The organism is Streptomyces sp. NPDC001599 (genome assembly GCF_042893535.1).
Classification (GTDB): Bacteria; Actinomycetota; Actinomycetes; order Streptomycetales; family Streptomycetaceae; genus Streptomyces.
Window position 1 is genome coordinate 27,275 of the sequence record NZ_JBIAVA010000022.1, and the last position, 25,807, is coordinate 53,081.

The following is a 25,807-nucleotide window of genomic DNA, read 5'->3' on the forward strand; positions in this document are numbered from 1 at the left end:
CGCTCTGCGACGGCCGCCCCCGTTCCGCTGTGCCGCGCGCCGGGCTTCGGCGCGGCTCCCGTACACACGCTCCTCGTTCTCCGGACCGTACGAGCCGGACGGAGACCCTGTGGCGCCTCGCGGTGCCGCACGGCGGCCGGAGGACGAGCCGGACTGACCGCGTCGGGCCGCGGCACGTCCGCCTCCCTGCGGCTGCGGCGGTTTGCGACGGTGCTCGCTCATCGAACGACTACTCCTCGGGCAGGCGCACCTTTGCGCGCCTGGTAAAGGCGGCTGGTTTCCGGTCCCCCCGAAGTACGGATGCGGCCCCTTCCGCATTCACCCGTACTGCACCGGGGACAGGGACGCCCCCAGACGTCACTCGGTTCCCGGTGGTTTGCATGGCGCACACACTACGCACCGTCAAAACCCCCGAGGCCCGAAGTTCACCTCAAATCAGGCAACTTGCTCGCGATGAAACCCTGATGTGATCCCGTTCACCAGTTCCCCTCTTGTCGCACGCAGAAGCTCGTTCTATCGTGCTGATGTATCGACTCGATACATCAGCGCGGCATAAGGGCGAGAGGAGGCGACGATGAGCCGGAGATCCGGCATCCTCGAGTTCGCCGTACTCGGCCTGCTCCGCGAGTCCCCGATGCACGGCTACGAGCTGCGTAAACGGCTCAACACGTCACTGGGTGTGTTCCGGGCGTTCAGCTACGGGACGCTCTACCCCTGCCTCAAGACGCTGGTCGCCAACGGCTGGTTGATCGAGGAACCGGGGAACGTCGGTGAGGCCGCCGCTTCCCTCACGGGACGCCGCGCCAAGATCGTCTACCGGTTGACGGCCGACGGTAAGGAACATTTCGAGCAGCTCCTCTCCCAGACGGGCCCGGACGCGTACGACGACGAGACCTTCGCCGCCCGCTTCGCGTTCTTCGGGCAGACGTCGCGAGACGTACGCATGCGCGTGCTCGAGGGCCGGCGCAGCCGGCTGGAGGAGCGCCTGGAGAAGATGCGGGCCGCACTGGCCCGCACCCGGGAGCGACTCGACGACTACACGCTTGAGCTGCAGCGCCACGGAATGGAGTCCGTGGAGCGCGAAGTGCGCTGGCTGAACGAGCTCATCGAGAGCGAGCGGGCGGGGCGGGACCTCAGGGGTTCCGCCACCGAGGGGACCGCTCAACAGGACACGACATCTGGAGCGACGGGCGGCCTGCCCCGGCCGGGGAACGATCCCCGGCCGGATACGCCCGGCGACACCGCCACGTGAGCGCCCAGTCAGGGCCTCACTCGTACACACAGGGAGCAACCGGAATGGGTTCGGTTCGCGTAGCCATCGTCGGTGTGGGCAACTGCGCCGCATCGCTGGTGCAGGGCGTCGAGTACTACAAGGACGCCGACCCGGCGGCCAAGGTCCCCGGCCTGATGCACGTCCAGTTCGGCGACTACCACGTCAGTGACATCGAGTTCGTCGCCGCCTTCGACGTGGACGCCAAGAAGGTCGGCCTGGATCTCGCGGACGCCATCGGCGCCTCCGAGAACAACACCATCAAGATCTGCGACGTGCCGAACAGCGGCGTCCAGGTCCAGCGCGGCCACACCCACGACGGTCTCGGCAAGTACTACCGCCAGACCATCGAGGAGTCCGCCGAGGCGCCGGTCGACGTCGTCCAGATCCTCAAGGACAAGCAGGTCGACGTTCTGGTCTGCTACCTGCCCGTCGGTTCCGAGGTCGCGGCGAAGTACTACGCCCAGTGCGCCATCGACGCCAAGGTCGCCTTCGTCAACGCCCTCCCGGTCTTCATCGCCGGCACCAAGGAGTGGGCGGACAAGTTCACCGAGGCGGGCGTCCCGATCGTCGGCGACGACATCAAGTCGCAGGTCGGCGCCACCATCACGCACCGCGTCATGGCGAAGCTGTTCGAGGACCGGGGCGTCGTCCTGGACCGCACGATGCAGCTGAACGTCGGCGGCAACATGGACTTCAAGAACATGCTCGAGCGCGAGCGCCTGGAGTCCAAGAAGATCTCCAAGACGCAGGCCGTCACCTCCCAGATCCCCGACCGCGACCTGGGTGCGGACAACGTCCACATCGGCCCGTCCGACTACGTCGCCTGGCTGGACGACCGCAAGTGGGCCTACGTCCGCCTCGAGGGCCGCGCCTTCGGCGACGTCCCGTTGAACCTGGAGTACAAGCTCGAGGTCTGGGACTCCCCGAACTCGGCCGGTGTCATCATCGACGCCCTGCGCGCCGCGAAGATCGCCAAGGACCGCGGCATCGGCGGCCCGATCCTGTCCGCGTCGAGCTACTTCATGAAGTCCCCGCCGGTCCAGTACTTCGACGACGAGGCCCGCGCCAACGTCGAGAAGTTCATCGCGGGCGAGGTCGAGCGCTGATCAGCCGCTGACCCCGGTCTGCCGAGGGTCCCCGGGTCGCATGACCCGGGGACCCTTCCCGTATGTGAGGCTGTGCCCCATGGCCGTCGTCCGTGACCTGCGCGTCCTGCTGCGCCTGAAGGGGTTTCGGCGCCTGCTCGCCGTTCGCCTGCTCTCCCAGGGCGCCGACGGCGTCTACCAGGTCGCGCTCGCCACCTACGTCGTGTTCTCCCCGGAGAAGCAGACCTCGCCCGCCGCGATCGCCTCCGCGATGGCGGTCCTGCTGCTCCCTTACTCCCTGGTGGGCCCGTTCGCCGGTGTCCTGCTGGACCGGTGGCGCCGCCGCCAGGTCTTCCTGTACGGCAACCTGCTGCGCGCCGTGCTGGCCACGGTGACGGCGGCTTTGATGATCGCCTCCGTCCCCGACTGGCTCTTCTACGTCTCCGCCCTCTGTGTCACGGCCGTCAACCGCTTCGTGCTCGCGGGCCTGTCCGCCGCGCTGCCCCGGGTGGTCGACGCCGAACGACTGGTGATCGCCAACTCGCTCTCCCCGACGGCCGGCACGCTGGCCGCCACGGCGGGCGGCGGCCTCGCCTTCGTCGTACGCCTCGTGGTCTCGGACTCCGACGCCGCCGTGGTACTGCTCGGCGCCGGCCTCTATCTGTGCGGAGCCCTGGCCTCGCTGCGGATCGCCGTGGAACTGCTGGGCCCCGACCCGGCACTCGTACCGCCCAGGCTGACCTCGGCACTCAACAGCACCGTCCGCGACCTGGCGGCGGGCGTGCGTCACCTAGCCGCCCCCGCCCGCCGGGAAGCGGCCTGGGCTCTCGCGGGCATGACGCTGATGCGGTTCTGCTACGGCGCCCTGCTGGTCATGCTGCTGATGCTGTGCCGGTACTCCCTGGCCTCGGACACGGACGAGGGACTCGCCCTGCTGGGGCTGGCGCTGGGGGTTTCCGGGGCGGGCTTCTTCGCGGCGGCGGTGGTCACCCCCTGGGCGGCGGGGCGACTGGGGCCCGGCCGCTGGATGGCCGTGTGCGCGGCGGTCGCCACCGTGCTGGTGCCGGCACTGGGCCTGCCGTTCGCAACGGCGCCCCTGCTCGCCGCCGCGTTCGTGCTGGGCCTGACGACACAGGGGGCGAAGATCGCGACCGACACGGTCGTGCAGTCCTCGGTCGACGACACCTTCCGGGGCCGGATCTTCTCCGTCTACGACGTGCTGTTCAACGTGGCCTTCGTCGGCGCGGCCGGGGTGGCCGCGCTCATGCTGCCGCCGGACGGCCGGTCGGTGACGCTGGTCGTGACGGTCGCCGTGATCTACGGAGGGGTTGCGGCAGCTATGGCCCGGTTTGAGAGCCGGCAAGTGTCACATCAGTGACACAGAGCCCCACCGGACTACAGAGTTGTCAGTGGGACCCGGTAGCTTACGTGCGTCTTATCTCGCGGCATGTCCGCGACACGCACCTATTTCAGGGGGACCCCCAGTGACCACCCAGCCGCCGCCCCAGGGCAACCCGTTCGCGCAGAACCAGCCGCAGGCTCCGCAGCAGCCTCAGGGTCAGAACCCCTACGCCCAGGGGCAGCCGGGCTTCCCGCAGCAGGCCGGCCAGCCCGGTCAGCCCGGCTTCCCGCAGCAGGGCGCGCCGTACGCCCCGGTGCCGCCGCAGCCGGCCCGCCGCAAGCCGAGCTTCAAGACGATCAAGAACATCGTCATCGCGGTGGTCGTCGTGGGTGTCGCGGTCGGCGGTTACATCGCCAGCCGGGACGACGCCGACCAGGCCGGCGTAGGTGACTGCCTGAAGTCCGCGTCGTCCTCCTCGGACCGCATGGAGGTCGTGGACTGCTCCTCCTCGGAGGCCGAGGGCAAGGTGCTGTCGAAGGTGAAGGGCCACTTCACGTCGCTGACCGCCGAGACTGAGTGCCGGAAGGTCGAGGGAGCCACCGGCTTCTACGCCGAGACCGGCGACGGTGAAGAGTTCCTGCTCTGCCTCGGCGACGCCTGACCTGAGGGGAGAGAGTCCTCTCCCCTCCTGCTTCACGGTCATGTTTCACGTGAAACATGACCCGGCGGGCGGCACGTTTCACGTGAAACGTGCCGCCCGTTCTCATGCGTTGTCCGGGTGCTGAGCCCACCACTCCTTCAGCGCCGCGACCGCCGCGTCGTGCTCCATCGGCCCGTTCTCCAGGCGAAGCTCCAGCAGGTGCTTGTACGCCTGCCCGACGGCCGGTCCAGGGCGGACTCCGAGGATCTCCATGATCTGGTTGCCGTCCAGGTCCGGGCGGATCGCGTCGAGCTCCTCCTGCTCCTGAAGCTGCGCGATCCGTTCCTCCAGACCGTCGTACGCGCGGGAGAGGGCCGCAGCCTTGCGCTTGTTGCGCGTCGTGCAGTCCGACCGCGTCAGCTTGTGGAGTCGGTCGAGCAGCGGCCCGGCGTCCCGGACGTAGCGGCGGACCGCGGAGTCCGTCCACTCGCCCGTGCCGTAGCCGTGGAAGCGCAGATGCAGCTCGACGAGGCGTGAGACGTCCCTCACCAGGTCGTTGGAGTACTTGAGCGCGACCATGCGCTTCTTCGTCATCTTGGCCCCGACCACCTCGTGGTGATGGAACGAGACCCTGCCGTCCTTCTCGAAGCGGCGGGTGCGCGGCTTGCCGATGTCGTGCAGCAGGGCGGCCAGACGAAGGGTCAGGTCGGGTCCCTCGCTCTCCAGGGCCATCGCCTGCTCCAGGACGATGAGGGTGTGGTCGTAGACGTCCTTGTGCCGGTGGTGCTCGTCCCGCTCCAGCCGCAGGGCCGGCAGCTCGGGCAGGACCCGTTCGGCGAGGCCCGTCTCCACGAGCAGACTCAGTCCCTTGCGCGGGTGAGGGGAGAGGATGAGCTTGTTCAGCTCCTCCCGGACCCGCTCGGCGGAGACGATGTCGATGCGCCCGGCCATGTCGTGCATGGCCTTGACCACCTCCGGCGCCACCTCGAAGTCGAGCTGCGCGGCGAAGCGCGCGGCCCGCATCATCCGCAGCGGGTCGTCCGAGAAGGAGTCCTCGGGCGTACCCGGAGTGCGCAGCACCCGGGCCGCGAGGTCGTCGAGTCCGCCGTGCGGGTCGATGAACACCTGCTCGGGAAGCGCGACGGCCATCGCGTTCACCGTGAAGTCACGCCGGACGAGGTCCTCCTCGATGGAGTCGCCGTAGGACACCTCGGGCTTGCGCGAGGTGCGGTCGTACGCCTCCGAGCGGTAGGTGGTCACCTCGATCTGCCAGCCGTCCTTCTGCCCCCCGACCGTGCCGAAGGCGATCCCGACCTCCCAGACCGCGTCCGCCCACGGACGCATGATCTTCAGTACGTCCTGGGGCCGGGCGTCGGTGGTGAAGTCCAGATCGTTGCCGAGCCGCCCGAGCAGGGCGTCCCGGACCGAGCCGCCGACCAGGGCGAGTGAGAACCCGGCCTCCTGAAATCGGCGGGCGAGATCGTCGGCGACGGGGGCGACCCGCAGCGGCTCACCCGCCGCGCGGTGCTGCTCCTGGCTCAGGACACTGGGGCTGACTTCGTTGGCGTTCGGCACAACAAAACAGGGTACGTGGCCTCGGCGGAGACGGGCGCCCCATGGAGCGCGCACCGAATCCCCCGCTTTCGTACCGCTCCCTTTATAGGCGCACATAGAGGGAAGCCCGGGTCGGCAGCGGATCTTGTGACGTAGTCCGCGGCACTTCCCCTCGGCGCACCTCGTTACCATGCGTGGACGCACATTCCGACGACCACTGATCACGACGAGGGACGGGCGAGCGCGTGGCCGAGGCGGCAGACTTCCAGGGGACCAGTGCCTCACCTGCCCGCCGGTGGCTCCGGCGCACCACGGCGCTGATCGCCGGTGCGCCGCTGCTGGCCGGTCTGGTCCAGCTGCCCGCCGCCGGCTCGGCGCACGCCGAGGAGGCGGCCGCTGCCCTGGCCGACTCCGACTCGGGCTCGGTGGCCGTGGCCGTCGACTCGCTCACCCCCTCCGCGCCCACGGACGGGGACACGGTGACCGTGTCGGGCACCGTGACCAATCACGGCAAGCGGACCGTCACCGACGCCCATGTGGGCCTGCGCGTGGGCCCACCGCTCGACACCCGCTCGTCCGTCGACGCGATCGCCAAGGACAGCGACGATCTCCAGGGCTCCATCTCCCCGGAGATCGACAACAAGTACACCGAGAAGTTCTCCAAGCTCACTCCCGGAGTGGCGGAGCACTTCAACATCTCGGTGCCGGTCGACGAGCTGAACCTCGGCAGCGACGGCGTCTACGAATTCGCGGTCTCGCTGTCCGGAGAGACCTCCACGCAGCCGTGGGAGCAGATCCTCGGCATCCAGCGGACCTTCCTGCCCTGGCAGCCCGACCAGGCCGACACCAAGACCAAGACCACGGCGCTGTGGCCACTCGTCTCGACGACGCACATGGCCGCCGAAACGGGACCGAACGAGGAGCAGACCCCGGTCTTCCTCAATGACGACCTGGCCAAGGAGATCTCCCCCGGCGGCCGCTTGAACCAGATGGTGACGCTGGGCAAGGATCTCGACGTCACCTGGGTGGTCGACCCGGACCTGCTGGCCTCCGTCGACGCGATGACGGGCAGCTATCGCGTCCGGGACGGGGACCAGACCACCGCCGGCACCCACCAGACGATCGCCAAGCAGTGGCTCGCCGACCTGCAGGACGCGGTGGCCGACGAGGAGGTCGTCGCCCTCCCCTTCGCCGACCCCGACCTGGCGTCCCTCGCCCACAACGGCACGGACGTCACCGGCTCGCTGAGTCAGCTCAAGGACGCGACGGACGTCGTCGCCAACACCGTCGAGCCGATCCTCCATGTGAAGCCGAACACCGAGTTCGCCTGGCCCGTGGAAGGCGCCGTCGACCGGTCGATCGTCAAGGTCGCCACCTCCGCGGGCGCCGACAAGGTGATCGCGCGCAGCGACAGCCTCCAGGAGACCGACGCCCTGCCGTACACACCGTCCGCCGCCCGCCCCATCGGCGGCGGCACCACGGCCGTGGTGGCGGACGCCCGGATGTCCACGGCGTTCGAGGGCGACCTGACGACGGCGTCCGCGTCTACGCTCGCCGTGCAGCGCTTCCTCGCCCAGAGCCTGGGGCTGGGCCTCCAGACCGACAAGCAGCGCAGCGTGGTCATCGCCCCGCAGCGCACGCCCTCCGGAAGCCAGGCGCGCGCCATGGCCGAAGGGCTGCGGGCCCTCCAGAGCGGCACATGGTCCCAGTCCCAGAAGCTGGCGGCGGCCGCCGCGGCCAAGCCGGATCCGGACGCCGCCACCAAGGTTCCGGGCACCTCCTCCTACCCGTCGGCGCTGCGCAAGAAGGAGCTGCCCCGGTCGGCGTTCGTGGAGAGCGCGCGAACGCAGGACGCGTTGGACAGCTTCAAGGTCGTGCTCTCGGACCCGTCCCGGGTGGTGACCCCCTTCGGACGCGCCCTGAACCGGGAGCTGTCCGTGTCGTGGCGCGGCCGGGCCGCCGAGGCCGAGTCGTTCCGCGCCGGAGTGAAGAGGTACCTCGACGGGCTGACCGGCCGGGTCAGACTGATCGACAAGTCGGAGACGAAGCTCTCCGGCCGCAGCGCCACCATCCCGGTGACCGTGCAGAACAACCTGGTGCAGGACGTCGGCCCGCTGGTCCTGCGGCTCACCTCGACGAACCCGACCCGCCTCGAGATCGACGGCGCCCGCTACGAGGAGCAGCCGATCTCGGTCTCCGGCGGCCACAGCCAGTCGGTGAAGTTCACCACGTCGGCCAACGCCAACGGCCGGGCGACGGTGATCGCCCAGCTGTACACGACGGACGGGCGGCCGTACGGCAAGCCGGTCACCTTCGACGTGAAGGTCACCGAGATCACGGCCACCGTGATGCTCGTCATCGGAGGCGGCGTCCTGCTGCTCGTCCTCGCCGGCTTCCGGATGTACACGCAGCGCAAGCGCGCCGCGGCCCGTGCCGCCGAGAAGGCCGAGAAGGCCGAGAAGGCCGAGGCGGGCGAGGACGGCGAGGAGGCCGCGGAGGGTGATTCCGGACCGTCGGAGGCTTCGGAGAACGCCGAGGACGATCCGGAGCAGCCGAGTGACCCGACACCGGACACCGCAGCGGAAAGCGACGACCCGTCCGGCACGGGTGAGAGAGTGGACCGTTGAGGATGTCGTGGCCGGTCGGCCCGGGACGATGAGGTGGGGTAACCATGAACGCGCCGTACGACGGTGACCGCGGTCAGGCCGCGGACGGCTCGGGTCACCCCCAGGGCCCGCAGCCGGACACCGGCCAGACGCCGCCGCAGCCGCCCGCGGACATGTACCTCCAGGACGCCTACGACCAGGATCCCTACCGGGCCCAGGACCTCTCCGCCCAGGACCCGGTCTCCGAGGCGCTCTACGACCGCGCCGCGCACCCCCCGCCGCCCCCGGGCACGTACCCGCCGCAGCAGCCGCTGTACTCCCAGCCCGCCCAGTCGCCCTACGCGCCCGATCCCCGCGTGTGGGCCCAGACTCCGGCCCCGGAGCCGGAGGGGCCGACGCAGTACCTGCCGTACGGCGACGACCCTCGGACCACGCAGTTCGTGGGCGTGGACGACCTGGTCGGCCAGGCCGGAGACCAGCGTCACGAGCCGGACGCCTTCGCGCACCTGTTCCGCGACCAGCAGCAGGGCGGCGGCCACCCCTCGTACGACGACCAGGCCGCCGTACCGGCCCCCGCACCCGCGCCGGGGCCGTACGGCGGGGCGGCTGGGCCGGGCCAGTACGGCGCGCCACCGCCACCGCCGCCGGGCCAGTACGGCGGGCACCAGGGGCCCGATCCGTACGGGAACGCTCAGACACACGGCCAGTACGGGGGCCCCGCTCAGTACGGGAACCCCGCTCCGACGCCCGGGCACCACGCGGCACCCGCACCCGGCCAGTACGCGGTGGCCCCCACCCCCGAGGCGGCCGAGGCTCCCCTCCAGGAGCCCGAGCCCGCGGCCACCCGGGCCGCGCCCAAGAAGGGCGGGCGCGCGGGGGGCCTGCTGAAGTCGAGCGCCGTGATGGCGGCCGGCACGATGGTGTCGCGACTGACCGGGTTCGTCCGGTCGGCGCTGATCGTCTCTGCTCTGGGTGTCGGTCTGCTCGGCGACACGTTCCAGGTCGCCTACCAGCTGCCCACGATGATCTACATCCTCACCGTCGGCGGCGGTCTCAACTCGGTCTTCGTTCCGCAGCTCGTACGAGCCATGAAGGACGACGAGGACGGGGGCGAGGCCTTCGCCAACCGCCTCCTGACCCTCGTCATGGTCGCGCTGGGCGCGCTGACAGTGATCACGGTCTTGGCCGCGCCCCTGCTGATCCGGCTCCTGTCCAACCCCGTCGCCAGTGACCCGGCCGCCAACGAGGTCGGTATCACCTTCGTCCGCTATTTCCTGCCGTCCATCTTCTTCATGGGCCTGCATGTGGTGATGGGGCAGGTCCTCAACGCCCGCGGCAGGTTCGGCGCGATGATGTGGACCCCGGTCCTGAACAACATCGTCATCATCGTGACCCTCGGCCTGTTCATCTGGGTCTACGGCACCGCGGAAACCTCGGGCATGAAGGTGACGAGCATCCCGCCGGAGGGCGAGCGTCTGCTCGGCATCGGGGTGTTGCTGGGACTCATCGTGCAGTCCCTGGCCATGATCCCGTACCTGCGGGAGACGGGTTTCCGGCTCCGGCTGCGCTTCGACTGGAGGGGCCACGGGCTGGGCAAGGCCATCACCCTCGCCAAGTGGACGGTCCTGTTCGTCCTGGCCAACCAGGCGGGCGCCATGATCGTCATCCAGCTCTCCACCGCTGCGGGCAAGGCCTCGCCCGTCGACGGCACCGGTTTCGCGGCCTACGCCAACGCACAGCTGATCTGGGGCCTGCCGCAGGCCATCATCACCGTTTCGCTGATGGCCGCCCTGCTGCCCCGCATCTCCCGCTCGGCTTCCGAGGAGGACGGGGGAGCGGTCCGGGACGACATCTCCCAGGGCCTGCGCACGACAGCCGTGGCCATCGTGCCGGTCTCCTTCGGTTTCGTCGCGCTCGGCATCCCGATGTGCACGCTCATGTTCGGCTCCTCGGGCACCAGCGAAGCCACCAACATGGGCTACATGCTGATGGCCTTCGGGCTTGGCCTCATCCCGTACTCCGTGCAGTACGTCGTCCTGCGTGCCTTCTACGCCTACGAGGACACCCGGACGCCCTTCTACAACACCGTCATCGTGGCCGTGGTCAACGCCGCCGCCTCGGGCCTGTGTTTCCTCCTGCTGCCCTCGCGCTGGGCCGTCGTCGGCATGGCCGCCTCCTACGGCCTGGCCTACGTGATCGGCGTGGGCGTCGCCTGGCGCAGGCTGCGCAAGCGGCTCGGCGGGGACCTGGACGGCGCACGCGTGCTGCGCACGTACGCCCGGCTGTGCATCGCGTCCGTCCCGGCCGCCCTGGTCGGTGGCGCCGCCTGCTACGCGATCAGCCGCTCGCTCGGCCAGGGCGCCGTGGGATCATTCGCCGCACTGCTGGCCGGCGGAGTGCTCCTGTTCGGTGTCTTCTTCGTCGCCGCCCGCCGCATGCGCATCGAAGAGGTCAACTCGCTGGTCGGCATGGTGCGCGGACGCCTGGGACGCTGAGACCCGGGGTAGGCGCACAACCATCGCTCGCCGCTGTGTGTCGTGCTTAGCGGCGGACTGTGGGCACAATTGGGTTCGGCGTCGGACGCGCGGATCGGAAGTCGGCCGACGCGCACGGAATGGGGAGGCAGGAACGACGGTGGCGGAACGGAGCACAGCTGCCGTCGACGTGGCAGACAACAGCGGCGATGAGCCGCTGACCGCACAGGCGGACCAGTCCACGGCCGACGGGGTGGCCAACAACCGGGAGCGGGACACGGACAGCGACGAGGCACAGGGGAACCCCACGAGCGAGGAGCCCGGCAAGGCCTCGCCGCCCGAACTGCACAGCGGGCACAAGCTCGCCAGACGCTACCGCCTCGAGGAATGCGTCACCCGTCTGGACGGCTTCAGCAGTTGGCGGGCCGTCGACGAGAAGCTGCGCCGCGCCGTCGGAGTTCACCTGCTCCCCGCGGACCACCCGCGCGCCCGGTCCGTGCTGGCCGCGGCACGCTCGTCCGCACTGCTCGGCGATCCCCGTTTCGTCCAGGTACTGGACGCCGTCGAGGACAACGACCTCGTCTACGTCGTGCACGAGTGGCTCCCCGATGCCACCGAGCTGACCGCTCTCCTCGCCGCCGGGCCGCTGGAGGTGTACGACGCCTACCAGATGGTCAGTCAGATCGCGTCGGCCATGGCGGCCGCGCACCGGGAGGGCCTCGCCCATCTGCGTCTGAGCCCCAACGCGGTGCTGCGTACGTCGACGGGCCAGTGGCGGATCCGCGGGCTGGCCGTCAACGCCGCACTGCGCGGCATCAGTTCCGACACCCCGCAGCGCACCGACACCGAGGCCATCGGAGCCCTGCTGTACGCCACGCTCACCCAGCGCTGGCCCTACGAGAGCGACGCGCACGGTCTGGCGGGTCTGCCCAAGGACATCGGGCTGATCCCGCCGGACCAGGTACGCGCCGGCGTCCACCGCGGCCTGTCCGAACTGGCGATGCGGGCGCTCGCCAACGACGGTGCCACCGCTTCCCGGCACGAGTCCCCGTGCACCACGCCGGAGGAACTGGTGAAGGCGATCGGCGAGATGCCCCGCATCCGCCCGCCGGAGCCGGCGTACACCGCACCGCCCCAGTACCAGCGCACGGCCTACCAGCAGGGTGGGTACGGCCGTCCGGCGCCGCGCCCCGGTGCCACCCAGCCCGTGCCCGCGCCACCGCCCCCGCTGCAGAGCCGCACCGGCAAGGCCCTGAAGTGGGGCGTGTCGGCTCTGCTGATCGCCGCACTCGGACTCGGCAGCTGGCAGCTCGCGGACGCCCTGATGGAGCGGGGCGGCAAGGCCGACGACCCGAACCAGACGCAGACGGTGGACGGCGACAACGACAAGAGTCCGAAGGAGCCGGTCAGCCGACCGATCACCATCGCGGGGGCGCACGACTACGACCCGTTCGGATCAGACGGGTCCGAGTACCCGGAGAACGTCGGCAAGGCCTACGACGGCGACCCCGGAAGCTATTGGCAGACGAGCCACTACGCGAGCGCCGACTTCGGGCGGTTGAAGCCGGGTGTGGGCATCGTGGTCGACCTCGGCAAGGTGCAGCAGGTCGGCAAGGTGGCTCTGACGTTCGGTGGCGACACTTCGGTGGAGCTCCGTTCCGCCGGGGACACGGACTCGGAACCGCAGTCCTTCGAAGGGTACGAGAAGGTTGCCGGCGGAAACGGTACGACGGTGGACCTCAAGCCGGACAAGGCGGTGAAGACCCGCTACCTTCTGGTCTGGCTGACCAAGCTGCCCGTGACGGACGGGCAGTTCCGGGGCCGTGTCGCCGACATCAAGGTGACCAGCTGACGGCACCTACCGCGGGGAGAGGGGTGTGATGGCGGGCGGCGCGAGTCATGACGGAGTGACCGACCAGGAACTGCTCGCCCGCCACGTCGAGGGCGACCCCGACGCCTTCGGTGAGCTCGTGCGCCGTCACCGCGACCGGCTCTGGGCGGTGGCCCTGCGGACGCTGGGGGACCGTGAGGAGGCCGCCGACGCCGTCCAGGACGCGCTCGTCTCCGCCTACCGGGCCGCCCACACCTTCCGTGGACAGGCGGCCGTCACCACCTGGCTGCACCGGATCACGGTGAACGCCTGTCTGGACCGTGTCCGCAAGGCCGCCTCGCGGAAGACCGCGCCCGTCGATGACACCGAACGCCTGGAGCAGCTGCTGGAACCGCACGAGTCGGCCTCCGCTCCCGCGGAGCGCAACGACCTGCACCGCCAGCTGCTGGAGGCCCTGGGCACCCTGCCCGCCGACCAGCGGGCCGCTCTCGTCCTGGTCGACATGCAGGGCTATCCGGTCGCGGAGGCAGCCCGCATCCTCGACGTACCGAGTGGCACGATCAAGAGCCGGTGTGCCCGGGGCAGAGCCCGGCTCCTGCCACTGATCACCCACCTGCGTCCGGACGGCAGCGGAGACGGCAGGAAGCCCGGCCCGGAGCGGAACCGGACGCCGGGGGCATCCGTCCCACCGGCAGCGGGACCGCGGCGTGCGGATCCGCCGGAAGCAGGGCCGAGTGATTCAGCCGCAGTGAAGGGCGGAGGTGGACGAGCGTGACGTCGTCGACGACAGACATGACCGGGCACCCGGACGTCGCGGAGATCTCCGACCTCGCCGAAGGCCTCCTCCCGAGCACTCGGACCACCGACGTACGGCGTCACCTGGAAGGCTGCGAGCTCTGCGCGGACGTCTACGCGTCGCTGGAAGAGATCCAGGGGCTGCTCGGCACCCTGCCTTCCCCACCGCCCATGCCCGACGACGTGGCCGCCCGTATCGACGCCGCCCTGGCGAACGAGCCCCTGCCGGGGGGCGACGACGACCCACGTGTTTCACGTGAAACTTCGGCACCGGCCGACCGGCCCGCCGGGCACGCGCGACCCTCCTCCACCGGCCCCGGCCGCAAGGACCGCCGCCGAAGCGGTCGGCGAAGGATCGTCGTACTCGGCGCCGTGGCCGCCGCTGCCGCAATCGGGCTCGGCTCGGTCATCGTGTCCTCCCTCACCGGAGAGAGCCCCTCCCACGACACCGCCCACGAACAGCAGACCGCGCTCGCGGACACCTTCGCCGAGGGCCGGCTCCAGGACAAGGTCTCCGGCCTGCTCGCGGCCGGGAGCACCGACAGCGGCGGATCACGTACGCCGCGCAGTTTCGGCATGGAGTCCGAGAACGGTGGCGAGACCGCCGAGAACCATGTCTTCAAGCAGCCCACCGTCCCTGAGTGCATCCGCATGGGCATCGGTCGCGACGACGCTGTGATCGCCACGGAGCCGGGCGTCTACAAGGGCAGGGAAGCCCTGCTGGTGGTACTGCCCGACGCCACCAATGACACCCGGGTCACCGCCTACATCGTTGAGACGACGTGCGTGGATCAGCCCGCGGTAGGCAAGGCAAAGATCCTTCTCGAGCACTCCTACGCGCGTTCGTAGCGGTCCTTCCTGCCCCTCGCCAGACGGGCGGGGCCCTGCCGCCGTGTGCCCGGGCACAGCGGGAATGCGCGCCCCGTAGGATCCGTTAGGTGGGGTGAGAGTTCCGAGTGCAGCTCCACCCGGCCCTGAAGACGCAGTCCAGAGACGAGGAATGAAGCCGTGAGCGACGTCCGAAACGTGATCATCATCGGCTCCGGGCCCGCCGGCTACACGGCGGCGCTCTACACCGCGCGAGCGTCCCTGAAGCCGCTGGTGTTCGAGGGTGCCGTCACCGCGGGCGGAGCGCTGATGAACACCACCGAGGTGGAGAACTTCCCCGGCTTCCAGGACGGCATCATGGGCCCCGAGCTCATGGACAACATGCGGGCCCAGGCGGAGCGCTTCGGGGCCGAGCTGATCCCCGACGACGTCGTGGCCGTCGACCTCAGCGGTGAGATCAAGACCGTCACCGACACCGCGGGCACGGTCCACCGGGCCAAGGCCGTCATCGTCACCACTGGCTCCCAGCACCGCAAGCTCGGCCTGCCGAACGAGGACGCGCTGTCCGGTCGTGGTGTCTCCTGGTGCGCGACCTGTGACGGCTTCTTCTTCAAGGACCAGGACATCGCCGTGATCGGCGGTGGGGACACCGCGATGGAGGAGGCCACTTTCCTCTCCCGCTTCGCGAAGTCCGTGACGATCGTCCACCGCCGGGACACTCTGCGCGCGTCCAAGGCGATGCAGGAGCGCGCCTTCGCCGACCCCAAGATCACGTTCGTCTGGGACAGCGAGGTCGCCGAGGTCCAGGGCGACCAGAAGCTGGCGGGCCTGAAGCTGCGCAACGTCAAGACCGGCGAGCTCTCCGATCTGCCGGTGACCGGCCTGTTCATTGCGATCGGCCACGACCCGCGCACCGAGCTCTTCAAGGGCCAGCTCGACCTGGACCCGGAGGGCTACCTGAAGGTCGACGCGCCCTCGACGCGCACCAACCTGACGGGTGTCTTCGGAGCCGGTGACGTGGTCGACCACACCTACCGCCAGGCGATCACCGCCGCGGGCACCGGATGCTCCGCCGCGCTCGACGCCGAGCGCTTCCTCGCCGCCCTCAGCGACGAGGACAAGGCGGAGCCCGAGAAGACCGCCGTCTGACCACCCCATCCCCCGCACCAACCAGTTAGGAGCCCGCCGTGGCCGGCACCCTGAAGCATGTGACCGACGACTCCTTCGAGCAGGACGTCCTCAAGAACGACAAGCCCGTCCTGGTGGACTTCTGGGCCGCCTGGTGCGGTCCGTGCCGCCAGATCGCGCCGTCTCTCGAGGCCATCGCCGCCGAGTACGGCGACAAGATCGAGATCGTCAAGCTGAACATCGACGAGAACCCGGGTACGGCCGCCAAGTACGGCGTCATGTCCATCCCGACCCTGAACGTCTACCAGGGTGGCGAGGTCGCCAAGACCATCGTCGGTGCGAAGCCGAAGGCCGCGATCGTCCGCGACCTCGAGGACTTCATCGCCGACTGACGATCGTCGACTGACGTTTCACGTGAAACACGAATGGGCCGACCCGAACGGGTCGGCCCATTCGGTGTACAGCAGTCTCCCGTGCGTAGCTACAGCGGACGCAGTGCCGGTTCCTTCTGCACGGCGCCGAGCAGGCGGTCCAGTGCCATCTCCACGTCTTCCTTCCAGGACAGCGTGGAGCGGAGATCCAGCCGCAGCCGTGGATTCCGGGGGTGCGGTCGGACCGTCTTGAAGCCCACCGCCAGGAGATGCTCCGCCGGCAGGACGCAGGCGGGCTCCTTCCAGCGGGCATCCCCGAACGCCTCTATGGCCTTGAAGCCACGACGCAGGAGATCCTTGGCGACCGTCTGGACCATCACCCGGCCCAGTCCCTGGCCCTGGTACCCCGGCATCACGAACGCGGTCATCAACTGAACCGCGTCGGAAGAGACCGGACTGGTGGGGAACGCCGTCGAGCGCGGCACATACGCGGGCGGGGCGTAGAGAACGAAGCCCACCGGTACGTCATCGACGTAGACCACCCGGCCGCAGGATCCCCAGTCCAGCAGCACGGCGGAAATCCAGGACTCCTTCTCCAGGGCCGGCGTACCGGCCTCTACCGCGGCCTCGCCGCTGACGGGGTCCAGTTCCCAGAAGACGCACGAGCGACAGCGCTGGGGAAGGTCCTGAAGGTTGTCCAGCGTGAGCGGTACGAGCCGGCGCCCCATGAAGGCTGTTCCTCGCTTCCTTCCCCTGCCGCGTCGCGGGCGGCTGTCAGAGCGCTCCGTTCCCTGAGCAGGCTGCCGACGAACCCACCGACCGCGCCCAGCCCCAAGCCCGCGCTCACCCACTCGGTGCGGCTCATCGTTCGCATGGCCCCTGCCTTCCTCTCAGAGGTACCGCCGGGTGACAACGCTCTCTCGCTCGCATCGTATCCACGATGCGGTGGACCCGACACCGACGCAAAGCAAAGGGCGGACCGTGTTCCGGTATGCACCGGACGCGGCCCGCCCTCAAGACAGCCGATCAGGACTCGGCGTCCCCGTCCTCGTCCTCCAGGAGGCCCTTCTGCAGGACGGGGCCTTCGCCGGGAGCGAGACTGCCGAGGATCCGCTCAAGGTCGTCCATGGAGGCGAACTCCACGGTGATCTTGCCTTTCTTCTGTCCCAGGTCGACCTTCACCCGCGTCTCGAAGCGGTCCGAGAGCCGCGTCGCGAGGTCCGACAGCGCTGGGGAGACCAGAGAGCCGGCGCGCGGGCCCTTGGCTCGCTGCGGCTTCTGCGGCCGGGAACCCATCAGGGTCACGATCTCTTCGACCGACCGCACCGAGAGCCCTTCGGCCACGATGCGGTGCGCCAGCCGATCCTGCTCCTCCGGGTCGTCGACGGACAGCAGGGCTCGCGCGTGTCCCGCGGAGAGCACACCTGCCGCCACCCGGTTCTGCACCTTCGGGGAGAGCTTCAGCAGGCGCAAGGTGTTGGACACCTGCGGGCGGGAGCGGCCGATGCGGTCCGCCAGCTGGTCATGCGTGCAGTTGAAGTCCTTCAGCAACTGGTCGTAGGCGAAGGCCTCCTCCAGCGGATTCAGCTGAGCGCGGTGCAGGTTCTCCAAGAGCGCGTCCAAGAGGAGCTTCTCGTCCTCCGTCGCCCGCACGATCGCCGGGATGGCGTCCAGCTCCAGCTCTCGGCAGGCGCGGAAGCGGCGCTCACCCATGATGAGCTCATAGCGTCCGGGCTCCGTCGGCCGAACGACAACCGGCTGGAGGAGACCGACCTCGCGGATGGAGGTGACGAGCTCGGCCAGCGCGTCGTCGTCGAAGTCCTTGCGCGGCTGCTTCGGGTTCGGCGTGATGGCGTCGAGCGGAACCTCGGCGAAGTGCGCCCCCATGGGCGGCCGAAGCCCTTCCACACCCTGCGGTGCCGTCGGCTCTTCGGTTTCACGTGAAACATGCGGCAGCGTGGCCACCTTCGCCGCGGCCACCCCACGCTCGTGCGGCAGCAGAGGCATCGCCCCAGGGGCCGCAGAAGCCGCGCTTCCCAAGGCCGCCGAGGCAACCGACTTCTCGGTCGGGGCGTTGGGGATCAGTGCACCGAGGCCACGGCCCAACCCCCTCCGTCGCTCACTCACTGGGTCCCCTCCACCATGCTCGGATCGTTCTGAGCGCCGAGGTGGGCGTGGGTCGCGTCATAGGCGACGCCCACACCCCTCAGCGCGATCTCACGGGCCGCCTCCAGATAGGAGAGGGCTCCACTTGATCCTGGATCGTAGGTCAGTACCGTCTGCCCGTAACTCGGGGCCTCGGAGATACGGACCGAGCGGGGAATGCTCGTCCGCAACACCTCCTCACCGAAGTGGCTGCGCACTTCGTCCGCGACCTGCGACGCGAGCCGCGTCCGGCCGTCGTACATGGTGAGGAGGATCGTCGACACATGCAGTGTGGGATTGAGATGGCCCCGCACCAGGTCGACGTTGCGCAGCAGCTGCCCCAGCCCTTCCAGGGCGTAGTACTCGCACTGGATGGGAATCAGCACCTCCTGGCCCGCGACGAGAGCATTGACGGTCAGCAGACCGAGGGAGGGCGGGCAGTCGATGAGGATGTAGTCCAGCGGCTGCTCGTACGCCGTGATCGCTCGCTGGAGCCGGCTCTCGCGTGCCACCAGTGAGACCAGTTCGATCTCCGCACCGGCGAGATCGATCGTGGCGGGAGCGCAGAACAGACCCTCGACATCGGGAACCGGCTGGACCACTTCCGAGAGCGGACGGCTCTCGACCAGCACGTCGTAGATGGAGGGCACATCGGCGTGATGGTCGATCCCCAGCGCGGTGGAGGCGTTGCCCTGCGGGTCGAGGTCGACAACCAGGACTCTCGCACCGTGCAGGGCGAGTGACGCGGCAAGATTGACGGTCGTCGTCGTCTTGCCCACACCGCCCTTCTGGTTCGCTACGACCATGACCCGGGTCTGCTCGGGTCGCGGCAGCCCCTCGCCGGCGCGGCCCAGAGCCTCCACCGCCAGTTGGGCAGCACGACCGATCGGTGTGTCGTCCATCGGAGGCGGTGTTTCACGTGAAACATCCGCCCCCATCGACTCGGTACGGGGACCGGGGACCGGATCGGTCATCGGTCCCGCGATATTGGCGTCGGACCGCAAGGATTCACTCTCCTCGACTTCAGGCTCGCAATGAACAGAGCCTCCCATGCCTCCGGGGTCATGAACCAGTGAGGCCTGGTCTTCTGTGGAGAAATCCACCTCTGTGGACAACTCCGTGCCCTCTCCGAGCGACCCGAGAGGCTTCCGGTCGCGGGGATCGGCCGCGGCGCGGCCGCGGCTGATGATGCCGTGCAGCAGTGAGCGACGTTTCACGTGAAACACGATGCACAGCAGCTGATGCCGAACTGCCGCGACACTCCGGCATGCGTGAGCAGGGCAGCTTGTGTGGAGTACGGCTGACCATCCGAGCGAAGTCGGACACTATCCGCGACGTCGGCGCGTCCGACCGGTCCGAGCGGCCTTGGCCCGCTTGGCGGCGAAGCGCACACCACCGGGGCTCTCACCCACCTCTACCCGCACCACGGTGGACAGGGGATCCACGACGCCCTCTCCCACGTGGAGGATGGACGTCTGCTCCGCACCGAGTTTGCTCAGCGCCGCGGTCGCCGCCTTCAGCTCCTCCTCAGCCGTGTCGCCCTTCAGGGCGAGCATCTCCCCGTAGGGGCGCAGCAGGGGAATGCCCCAGGTGGCGAGGCGGTCCAGCGGAGCTACGGCACGGGCCGTCACCACATGCACCGGCGGCAGCTTGCCCATGACCTCCTCGGCCCGGCCCCGCACCACGGTGACATGGTCCAGGCCCAGCAGCTCCACGACCTCGGTCAGGAAGTTCGTGCGGCGCAGCAGCGGCTCAAGAAGGGTGATCTTCAGGTCTTCCCGCACCAGCGCCAGCGGGATACCGGGCAGGCCGGCTCCCGAGCCGACGTCGCACACCGTCACTCCCTCGGGTACGACCTCCGAGAGCACCGCGCAGTTCAGCAGATGCCGCTCCCAAAGCCGGGGTACTTCGCGCGGGCCGATCAGACCACGCTTCACCCCCGCCTCGGCAAGCAGTTCCGCGTAGCGGACCGCGTCCGCGTAGCGATCACCGAACACATCACGTGCCTGCTCGGGTACAGGGGGGAGTTCCGCTGCCTCCGACACGGGGACCGTCCTTCCGTACGGCACCGGCGCACCGGGCGCCGATACCAGAACCACCAGAACTATCAGGCTGACAAAATTCGGCCCCGCCTGCGCAACAGACGGGGCCGGAGAACGAGAGAACCGATCAGGCGGGAAGCACGACGACGAAGCGCTCCGGCTCCTCGCCCTCGGACTCGCTGCGCAGTCCCGCGGCCTTGACCGCGTCGTGCACGACCTTGCGCTCGAAGGGCGTCATCGGCTTCAGCCGTACGGACTCGCCGCTGCTCCTGACCTCGGCGGCGGCCTTGGCACCCAGCTCGGACAGCTCGGCGCGCTTGTCCGCGCGGTAGCCCGCGATGTCGAGCATCAGGCGGCTGCGGTCACCGGTCTCCCGGTGCACGGCCAGGCGCGTGAGCTCCTGCAGAGCCTCCAGCACCTCACCGTCCCGGCCGACCAGCTTCTCCAGGTCCCTGCTCTTGCTGTCGCTGATGATCGAGACGGAGGCACGGTCGGCCTCGACGTCCATGTCGATGTCACCGTCGAGGTCGGCGATGTCGAGCAGACCCTCCAGGTAGTCCGCGGCGATCTCGCCCTCCTGCTCGAGGCGGGTGAGGGTGTCTGCACCCTCGGCAGCGGCGGAGGTGGTGCCTTCCGTCACGGGATGGACTCCTTCTTACTTCTTCGACGGGGACTTGGGCCGCTGCGGGCCCTTGCGCTGACCGGACTGGGCCTTGCTGCGGCCACCGCCGCCGGACTTCTGAGCCGGCTTCTTGGCACCGGCGGCAGGCTTGGCGTCCTGCTTACCGGCCGGCTTGGCGTCCTGCGGCTCGTCCGACTTGGTCAGCGATGTCTTCGGCTCGGCCTCACCGGCGGGCTTGGCCTGGCGCTGGGACTTGCTCTGCCGCTTGGGCTGCTGGCGCTTGGGCTGAGCCGCAGTGGCCACGGTCGAGCCGTCCGCGCTCTGGGCGGCCACAGCGGTGTCGCTCTTCACCACGGTGCCGTCGGCCTGAGCCGCCAGGCCCGCCTTGTTCAGACCGTTGATGAACTTCCGCTCGGCCTCGTTGCGGTCCCGGCCCTTGGCGACGATGGCCTTCACGATGGCCTTCTCGCCCCGGCGACGGGTCCTGCCGTGCTCGGTGACGCTCTTGTGCAGCCGCTCCAGGTAGGAGGCCTGCGCCTTGGAGCCCGGCGTCGGGTTGTTGCGGATGACGTACATCTGCTGGCCCATGGTCCACACGTTCGTGGTCAGCCAGTAGACGAGGACACCGACGGGGAAGTTGACACCGAAGACGGCGAACATGACGGGGAAGACGTACATCAGCATCTTCTGCTGCTGCATGAACGGCGTCTTCACCGTGGTGTCGACGTTCTTCGTCATCAGCTGGCGCTGGGTGAAGAACTGCGAGGCCGACATCAGCACGATCATGATCGCGGTCACGACGCGGACGTCGGTCAGGGAGGCGCTGAGGGCGGCGACGTCGCTCTCGCTGCTGAAGAACTTGGAGGCGAGCGGGGCTCCGAAGATGTGCGCCTTCTGCGCGCTCTCCAGCAGGTCCTGGTTGACGGCGCCGATGGTGTCGCCGGACGCGATGCCGTTGAGCACGTGGTACAGGGCGAAGAAGAACGGGGACTGCGCCAGGATGGGAAGGCACGAGGAGAGCGGGTTGGTGCCCGTCTCCTTGTACAGCTTCATCATCTCTTCGGACTGACGCTGCTTGTCGTTCTTGTAGCGCTCCTGGATCTTCTTCATCTCCGGCTGGAGCGTCTGCATGCCGCGCGTCGCCTTGATCTGCTTCACGAAGAGCGGGATCAGGCAGATGCGGATGAGGACCACCAGGGACACGATGGACAGGCCCCAGGCCCATCCGGTGTCAGGTCCGAAGATCGCCCCGTACACCGTGTGGAACTGGACGATGACCCAGGAGACGGGCCAGGTGATAAAGCTGAAGAGGCTGGCAATCGTGTCCACTAATCATGCTCCTTGGGCATGGGGCGAGGTCTCTGCGGCCGGGCTCGAAGGATCGGACGAGCTCGGATGAGCAGGCCTTCCTTCGGTGGCCGGTTCGGCGGCGGAGGTCCCGCCCTTGCGTGCCCGCCAGGCGGCACGCAGCATTTCGTGCCACCGCGGGCGCTTGCGCGGCGGAACATGGTCCACGCCGCCCAGCGACCACGGATTGCACCGCAGAATGCGCCAGGCGGTGAGTGCCGTGCCCTTGACGGCTCCGTGCCGGTCGATGGCCGTGTAGCCGTAGTGGGAACACGACGGGTAGTACTTGCACACCGGCCCCAGCAGCGGACTGATCGTCCACTGGTAGAGCTTGATCAGAGCCAGCAGCGGGTACTTCATCGCGCGCCCCCTCCCAGTAGCCGCGCCAGGGCGGCGTCCAGGTCTCGGGCCAGCTGTGCATGGTCGGCGTCACCCGCACCGGGCAGCGCTCGTACGACTACCAGGCTACCGGGGGGCAACAGGTCGATCCGGTCGCGCATCAGATGGCGAAGCCTGCGCTTCACCTTGTTGCGCACGACCGCGACACCCACGGCTTTGCTCACGACGAAACCCGCACGTGTCCGGGGAGCGCTCTCCCCAGGCGCGTGCGGGTCCGTGGCACCGCTTCGAAGGTGGACGACGAGGGCCGGGCGGCTGGCCCGGCGACCTCGTCGTACCGCGGTCGCGAAGTCCTCGCGCCGCCTCAGCCGGTTCTCGGTGGGCAGCACGATGTCATGACCTGACCGGGATCAGGCGGACAGACGGGCGCGACCCTTGCTGCGGCGGGTCGCGAGAATCGCGCGGCCGGCACGGGTACGCATACGCAGCCGGAAGCCGTGGGTCTTCGCGCGGCGACGGTTGTTCGGCTGGAAGGTGCGCTTGCTCACTCGGGGGCTCCAGAAAGAATCGGGTGGTGGCGGGGTGCCGTCCTGGCTGTCACCGTGCGCCCACGAGTAGCTCGCGTTACGCCCGAGTGCACCGCTTTTCGATCACCTTGGACGTGACCTGTGCCCATCGGAGGCAGGCGGCAGCAGCCATCGACAACTCGACCTGGTTACGGTACGTGCGACTGCGCCATTCGGTCAAACCAGCGGTGACCGGGAGACACTTGTCCACAGGCTGGGGACAACAACTTGAACCCTACCCGTCGCGCTGACTACCGTGACTGGACTCCGATTCGTTCCCTTATCCCTGCCCCACCCGAGTTTCATCCCGACCCGTCCCCGAATCACACCTTCGAGGGACTCGTGAGAGAGCGTGCCCTGTGGCTGACGTACCTGCCGATCTTGCCGCAGTGTGGCCACGCGTATTGGAGCAACTTCTCGGAGAGGGCCGCGGGCAGGGCGTCGAGTCGAAGGACGAGCACTGGATCCGCCGCTGCCAGCCGCTTGCGCTGGTCGCCGACACCGCCCTGCTCGCCGTACCGAACGAATTTGCGAAGGGCGTACTGGAGGGCCGCCTCGCGCCGATCGTCAGCGAGACCCTGAGCCGCGAGTGCGGGCGCCCGATCCGCATCGCGATCACCGTCGACGACACCGCGGGCGAACCCGCCGGCGCCGCTCCACAGGCGCCCCAGGCACCCCAGGCGCCGCCCGCCCGCCCCCAGCACCGCTACGAGGAGCCCGAGCTCCCCGCCCCCGGCCAGGGGAGCCGCGAGGAATACCGCGACCGCGACCGCGACGAGTACGAGGGATACGGCCGCAACCGCGCCGACCAGCTCCCCACCGCCCGGCCCGCCTATCCGCAGGAGTACCAGCGCCCCGAGCCCGGCTCCTGGCCCCGCCCCGCGCAGCAGGACGACTACGGCTGGCAGCAGCAGCGCCTCGGCTTCCCGGAACGGGACCCCTACGCGTCCCCGTCGCAGGAGCCGTACGGCCAGGAGCCGCCGCCACCGCCGTACTCCCACGAGTCCCACACCCCGTACCAGCAGGACTACCGGCCGCAGCCCCCGGAACGCCCGTCGTACGACGCCCAGCGCGGCGACTACGACCAGGCCCGCAGCGACTACGAAAAAACCCGTGGCGACTACGAAAAGTCCCGCGGCGAGTACGACAAACCGCGCGGCGACTACGACCAGCAGCGGGGTGACTACGAGCAGCGCGGTCCGCGCCGCGACCTGCCCGAGCCGCCGACGGGATCCGGCCACGTCCACCGCGGCGGCCCCGTCGGCCCCGGGCCCGCCACCGGGGCACCCGGACCGCTCGCGGCACAGCCCGCGCCGGCCACCGGCCCGGGCGAGCCGACCGCGCGACTGAACCCGAAGTACCTCTTCGACACCTTCGTCATCGGCGCCTCCAACCGCTTCGCCCACGCGGCGGCCGTCGCCGTCGCCGAGGCACCCGCCAAGGCCTACAACCCCCTGTTCATCTACGGGGAGTCGGGACTCGGCAAGACCCACCTCCTGCACGCCATCGGGCACTACGCGCGCAGCCTCTACCCCGGCACGCGCGTGCGGTACGTGAGCTCGGAGGAGTTCACCAACGAGTTCATCAACTCCATCCGCGACGGCAAGGGCGACAGCTTCCGCAAGCGCTACCGCGAGATGGACATCCTGCTCGTCGACGACATCCAGTTCCTCGCGGACAAGGAGTCGACGCAGGAGGAGTTCTTCCACACCTTCAACACCCTCCACAACGCCAACAAGCAGATCGTGCTCTCCAGCGACCGGCCGCCCAAGCAGCTGGTGACGCTGGAGGACCGGCTCCGCAACCGCTTCGAGTGGGGCCTGATCACCGACGTCCAGCCGCCGGAGCTGGAGACGCGCATCGCGATCCTGCGCAAGAAGGCGGTCCAGGAGCAGCTCAACGCCCCGCCGGAGGTGCTGGAGTTCATCGCCTCCCGGATCTCGCGCAACATCCGCGAGCTGGAGGGCGCGCTGATCCGGGTGACGGCGTTCGCGTCGCTCAACCGGCAGCCGGTGGACCTGGGCCTCACCGAGATCGTCCTCAAGGACCTGATCCCCGGCGGCGAGGACTCGGCCCCCGAGATCACCTCCACGGCCATCATGGGCGCCACCGCCGACTACTTCGGCCTCACCGTCGAGGACCTGTGCGGCACCTCGCGCGGACGCGCGCTCGTGACGGCCCGGCAGATCGCCATGTACCTGTGCCGCGAGCTGACGGACCTCTCGCTGCCGAAGATCGGCGCGCTGTTCGGCGGCCGGGACCACACCACGGTGATGCACGCGGACCGCAAGATCCGCAATCTCATGGCGGAGCGGCGCTCGATCTACAACCAGGTGACCGAGCTGACCAACCGCATCAAGAACGGCTGACGACCGCCGCCACCGGTCACGAAGGCGCCTCCGGGACCCCTGGGGGCGCCTTTCGCATGCTCGCCGCCCGCCCAGGCCTTCGTACGGCTGTCCTGTCCGCTGTTCGAATCCCCGCCGGGTTACGGCCGTCCTCCACAGATTCGGCCAGTTTTTTCCGTCCACACCTTGGGGACTGGGAAGTTGTCCCGATCCTGTCCACAGGCCAGGCTGGTGAGGGATCATCAGGGCAGGTCAGGTGCCTGTGGATTCGTGGACGAAGGATCTCCACAGGCTGTGGACGAAGAAATGATCCACAGGCTGTGCATTCAGTTGTCCACGGGCAACCCACAGGCTGGACAGTGTTGTCCCCAGCGATCGCTGGCTTCTCCACAAGCCTGTCCACTGTTCGGCAACGTGACGCGCCCTGTCACCGCGTCGAGTGAAAGCCGTCACACCAGGCTGCCTGGCTGG

Annotated in this window: 22 protein-coding genes; 12 read left to right on the top strand and 10 right to left on the bottom strand. The window is 69.2% G+C overall.

Translation table 11 applies throughout. The features are described from left to right. The first annotated feature begins 574 nt into the window (after positions 1-574). From ACFYZ3_RS35090 to ACFYZ3_RS35105, 4 genes are all read left to right on the top strand, one after another. Entirely contained in the window at positions 575-1,252 is a 678-nt protein-coding gene (locus tag ACFYZ3_RS35090) for a helix-turn-helix transcriptional regulator (RefSeq protein ID WP_361013786.1), read from the top strand. Positions 1,253-1,296: 44 nt separating this feature from the next. After that, positions 1,297-2,379 (top strand): inositol-3-phosphate synthase, encoded by a 1,083-nt coding sequence (locus tag ACFYZ3_RS35095; RefSeq protein WP_361013789.1) that lies wholly within the window; start codon positions 1,297-1,299, stop codon positions 2,377-2,379. A gap of 79 nt (positions 2,380-2,458) precedes the next feature. Next, positions 2,459-3,736 (top strand): MFS transporter, encoded by a 1,278-nt coding sequence (locus tag ACFYZ3_RS35100; RefSeq protein WP_388526505.1) that lies wholly within the window; start codon positions 2,459-2,461, stop codon positions 3,734-3,736. Between the two features lie 31 nt (positions 3,737-3,767). After that, positions 3,768-4,361 (top strand): hypothetical protein, encoded by a 594-nt coding sequence (locus ACFYZ3_RS35105; RefSeq protein ID WP_388526508.1) that lies wholly within the window; start codon positions 3,768-3,770, stop codon positions 4,359-4,361. Positions 4,362-4,463: 102 nt separating this feature from the next. Here ACFYZ3_RS35105 and ACFYZ3_RS35110 read toward each other — a convergent pair whose 3' ends face one another. Continuing rightward, positions 4,464-5,915: a CCA tRNA nucleotidyltransferase gene (locus ACFYZ3_RS35110; protein ID WP_388526511.1), complete on the bottom strand. Its 1,452-nt coding sequence runs from the start codon at positions 5,913-5,915 to the stop codon at positions 4,464-4,466. A gap of 224 nt (positions 5,916-6,139) precedes the next feature. On the opposite strand from ACFYZ3_RS35110, the gene ACFYZ3_RS35115 reads away from it, so the two are divergent. The 7 genes from ACFYZ3_RS35115 (at position 6,140) to trxA (ending at position 15,948) form a co-directional block, all read left to right on the top strand. Beyond that, positions 6,140-8,521 carry a DUF6049 family protein gene (locus tag ACFYZ3_RS35115; RefSeq protein ID WP_388526514.1) on the top strand — a complete coding sequence of 794 codons (2,382 nt, stop codon included), beginning with the start codon at positions 6,140-6,142 and terminating at the stop codon, positions 8,519-8,521. Positions 8,522-8,565: 44 nt separating this feature from the next. Beyond that, complete coding sequence (gene murJ / locus ACFYZ3_RS35120) at positions 8,566-10,995, top strand: murein biosynthesis integral membrane protein MurJ (protein ID WP_388526517.1); 2,430 nt, start codon at positions 8,566-8,568, stop codon at positions 10,993-10,995. A 139-nt stretch (positions 10,996-11,134) separates the two neighbouring features. Then, positions 11,135-12,826 (top strand): protein kinase family protein, encoded by a 1,692-nt coding sequence (locus ACFYZ3_RS35125; protein WP_388526520.1) that lies wholly within the window; start codon positions 11,135-11,137, stop codon positions 12,824-12,826. A gap of 28 nt (positions 12,827-12,854) precedes the next feature. Then, positions 12,855-13,580, top strand: a complete 726-nt coding sequence (gene sigM / locus ACFYZ3_RS35130; RefSeq protein WP_388526523.1) for an RNA polymerase sigma factor SigM — start codon at positions 12,855-12,857, stop codon at positions 13,578-13,580. Between the two features lie 17 nt (positions 13,581-13,597). Beyond that, entirely contained in the window at positions 13,598-14,449 is an 852-nt protein-coding gene (locus ACFYZ3_RS35135; RefSeq protein WP_388526658.1) for an anti-sigma factor family protein, read from the top strand. Positions 14,450-14,608: 159 nt separating this feature from the next. Beyond that, positions 14,609-15,577, top strand: a complete 969-nt coding sequence (gene trxB, locus ACFYZ3_RS35140; RefSeq protein WP_109029157.1) for a thioredoxin-disulfide reductase — start codon at positions 14,609-14,611, stop codon at positions 15,575-15,577. Positions 15,578-15,615: 38 nt separating this feature from the next. Then, positions 15,616-15,948 carry a thioredoxin gene (gene trxA, locus ACFYZ3_RS35145; protein WP_003975042.1) on the top strand — a complete coding sequence of 111 codons (333 nt, stop codon included), beginning with the start codon at positions 15,616-15,618 and terminating at the stop codon, positions 15,946-15,948. An 89-nt stretch (positions 15,949-16,037) separates the two neighbouring features. Here the strand turns inward: trxA and ACFYZ3_RS35150 are convergent, their stop codons facing one another. From ACFYZ3_RS35150 to rpmH, 9 genes are all read right to left on the bottom strand, one after another. Next, positions 16,038-16,655: a GNAT family N-acetyltransferase gene (locus ACFYZ3_RS35150; RefSeq protein WP_361013814.1), complete on the bottom strand. Its 618-nt coding sequence runs from the start codon at positions 16,653-16,655 to the stop codon at positions 16,038-16,040. A gap of 298 nt (positions 16,656-16,953) precedes the next feature. Then, positions 16,954-18,054, bottom strand: coding sequence for a ParB/RepB/Spo0J family partition protein (locus ACFYZ3_RS35155; RefSeq protein WP_388526527.1), 1,101 nt, complete (start codon positions 18,052-18,054; stop codon positions 16,954-16,956). After that, the gene (locus tag ACFYZ3_RS35160) at positions 18,051-19,124 is read right to left on the bottom strand and encodes a ParA family protein (protein WP_388526661.1); all 1,074 of its coding nucleotides are present in this window, start codon (positions 19,122-19,124) and stop codon (positions 18,051-18,053) included. The genes ACFYZ3_RS35155 and ACFYZ3_RS35160 overlap by 4 nt, the downstream gene beginning before the upstream one ends. A gap of 273 nt (positions 19,125-19,397) precedes the next feature. Next, positions 19,398-20,117: a 16S rRNA (guanine(527)-N(7))-methyltransferase RsmG gene (gene rsmG, locus ACFYZ3_RS35165; protein WP_115743095.1), complete on the bottom strand. Its 720-nt coding sequence runs from the start codon at positions 20,115-20,117 to the stop codon at positions 19,398-19,400. 124 nt (positions 20,118-20,241) lie between these two features. Further along, positions 20,242-20,754 carry a R3H domain-containing nucleic acid-binding protein gene (locus ACFYZ3_RS35170; protein ID WP_003975047.1) on the bottom strand — a complete coding sequence of 171 codons (513 nt, stop codon included), beginning with the start codon at positions 20,752-20,754 and terminating at the stop codon, positions 20,242-20,244. A 15-nt stretch (positions 20,755-20,769) separates the two neighbouring features. Next, positions 20,770-22,065 carry a membrane protein insertase YidC gene (yidC, locus tag ACFYZ3_RS35175; RefSeq protein ID WP_388526531.1) on the bottom strand — a complete coding sequence of 432 codons (1,296 nt, stop codon included), beginning with the start codon at positions 22,063-22,065 and terminating at the stop codon, positions 20,770-20,772. A 3-nt stretch (positions 22,066-22,068) separates the two neighbouring features. Continuing rightward, positions 22,069-22,443 (bottom strand): membrane protein insertion efficiency factor YidD, encoded by a 375-nt coding sequence (gene yidD, locus ACFYZ3_RS35180; protein ID WP_003975049.1) that lies wholly within the window; start codon positions 22,441-22,443, stop codon positions 22,069-22,071. Beyond that, positions 22,440-22,811 (bottom strand): ribonuclease P protein component, encoded by a 372-nt coding sequence (rnpA, locus tag ACFYZ3_RS35185; RefSeq protein WP_388526534.1) that lies wholly within the window; start codon positions 22,809-22,811, stop codon positions 22,440-22,442. The genes yidD and rnpA overlap by 4 nt, the downstream gene beginning before the upstream one ends. Before the next feature lie 21 nt (positions 22,812-22,832). Beyond that, positions 22,833-22,970 carry a 50S ribosomal protein L34 gene (gene rpmH / locus ACFYZ3_RS35190; protein ID WP_003975051.1) on the bottom strand — a complete coding sequence of 46 codons (138 nt, stop codon included), beginning with the start codon at positions 22,968-22,970 and terminating at the stop codon, positions 22,833-22,835. 377 nt (positions 22,971-23,347) lie between these two features. Here rpmH and dnaA point away from each other — a divergent pair, with 377 nt between their 5' ends. Continuing rightward, positions 23,348-25,357, top strand: a complete 2,010-nt coding sequence (gene dnaA / locus ACFYZ3_RS35195; protein WP_388526537.1) for a chromosomal replication initiator protein DnaA — start codon at positions 23,348-23,350, stop codon at positions 25,355-25,357. The last annotated feature ends 450 nt before the right edge of the window (positions 25,358-25,807 follow it).

What these genes read in the sequence shown, in the direction of transcription:
- ACFYZ3_RS35090 (WP_361013786.1), top strand. Translation starts at nt 575, where the DNA reads ATGAGCCGGAGATCCGGCATCCTCGAGTTCGCCGTACTCGGCCTGCTC.
- ACFYZ3_RS35095 (WP_361013789.1), top strand. Translation starts at nt 1,297, where the DNA reads ATGGGTTCGGTTCGCGTAGCCATCGTCGGTGTGGGCAACTGCGCCGCA.
- ACFYZ3_RS35100 (WP_388526505.1), top strand. Translation starts at nt 2,459, where the DNA reads ATGGCCGTCGTCCGTGACCTGCGCGTCCTGCTGCGCCTGAAGGGGTTT.
- murJ (WP_388526517.1), top strand. Translation starts at nt 8,566, where the DNA reads ATGAACGCGCCGTACGACGGTGACCGCGGTCAGGCCGCGGACGGCTCG.
- sigM (WP_388526523.1), top strand. Translation starts at nt 12,855, where the DNA reads ATGGCGGGCGGCGCGAGTCATGACGGAGTGACCGACCAGGAACTGCTC.
- ACFYZ3_RS35135 (WP_388526658.1), top strand. Translation starts at nt 13,598, where the DNA reads ATGACCGGGCACCCGGACGTCGCGGAGATCTCCGACCTCGCCGAAGGC.
- ACFYZ3_RS35150 (WP_361013814.1), bottom strand. Translation starts at nt 16,655, where the DNA reads ATGGGGCGCCGGCTCGTACCGCTCACGCTGGACAACCTTCAGGACCTT.
- ACFYZ3_RS35160 (WP_388526661.1), bottom strand. Translation starts at nt 19,124, where the DNA reads ATGGGAGGCTCTGTTCATTGCGAGCCTGAAGTCGAGGAGAGTGAATCC.
- yidD (WP_003975049.1), bottom strand. Translation starts at nt 22,443, where the DNA reads ATGAAGTACCCGCTGCTGGCTCTGATCAAGCTCTACCAGTGGACGATC.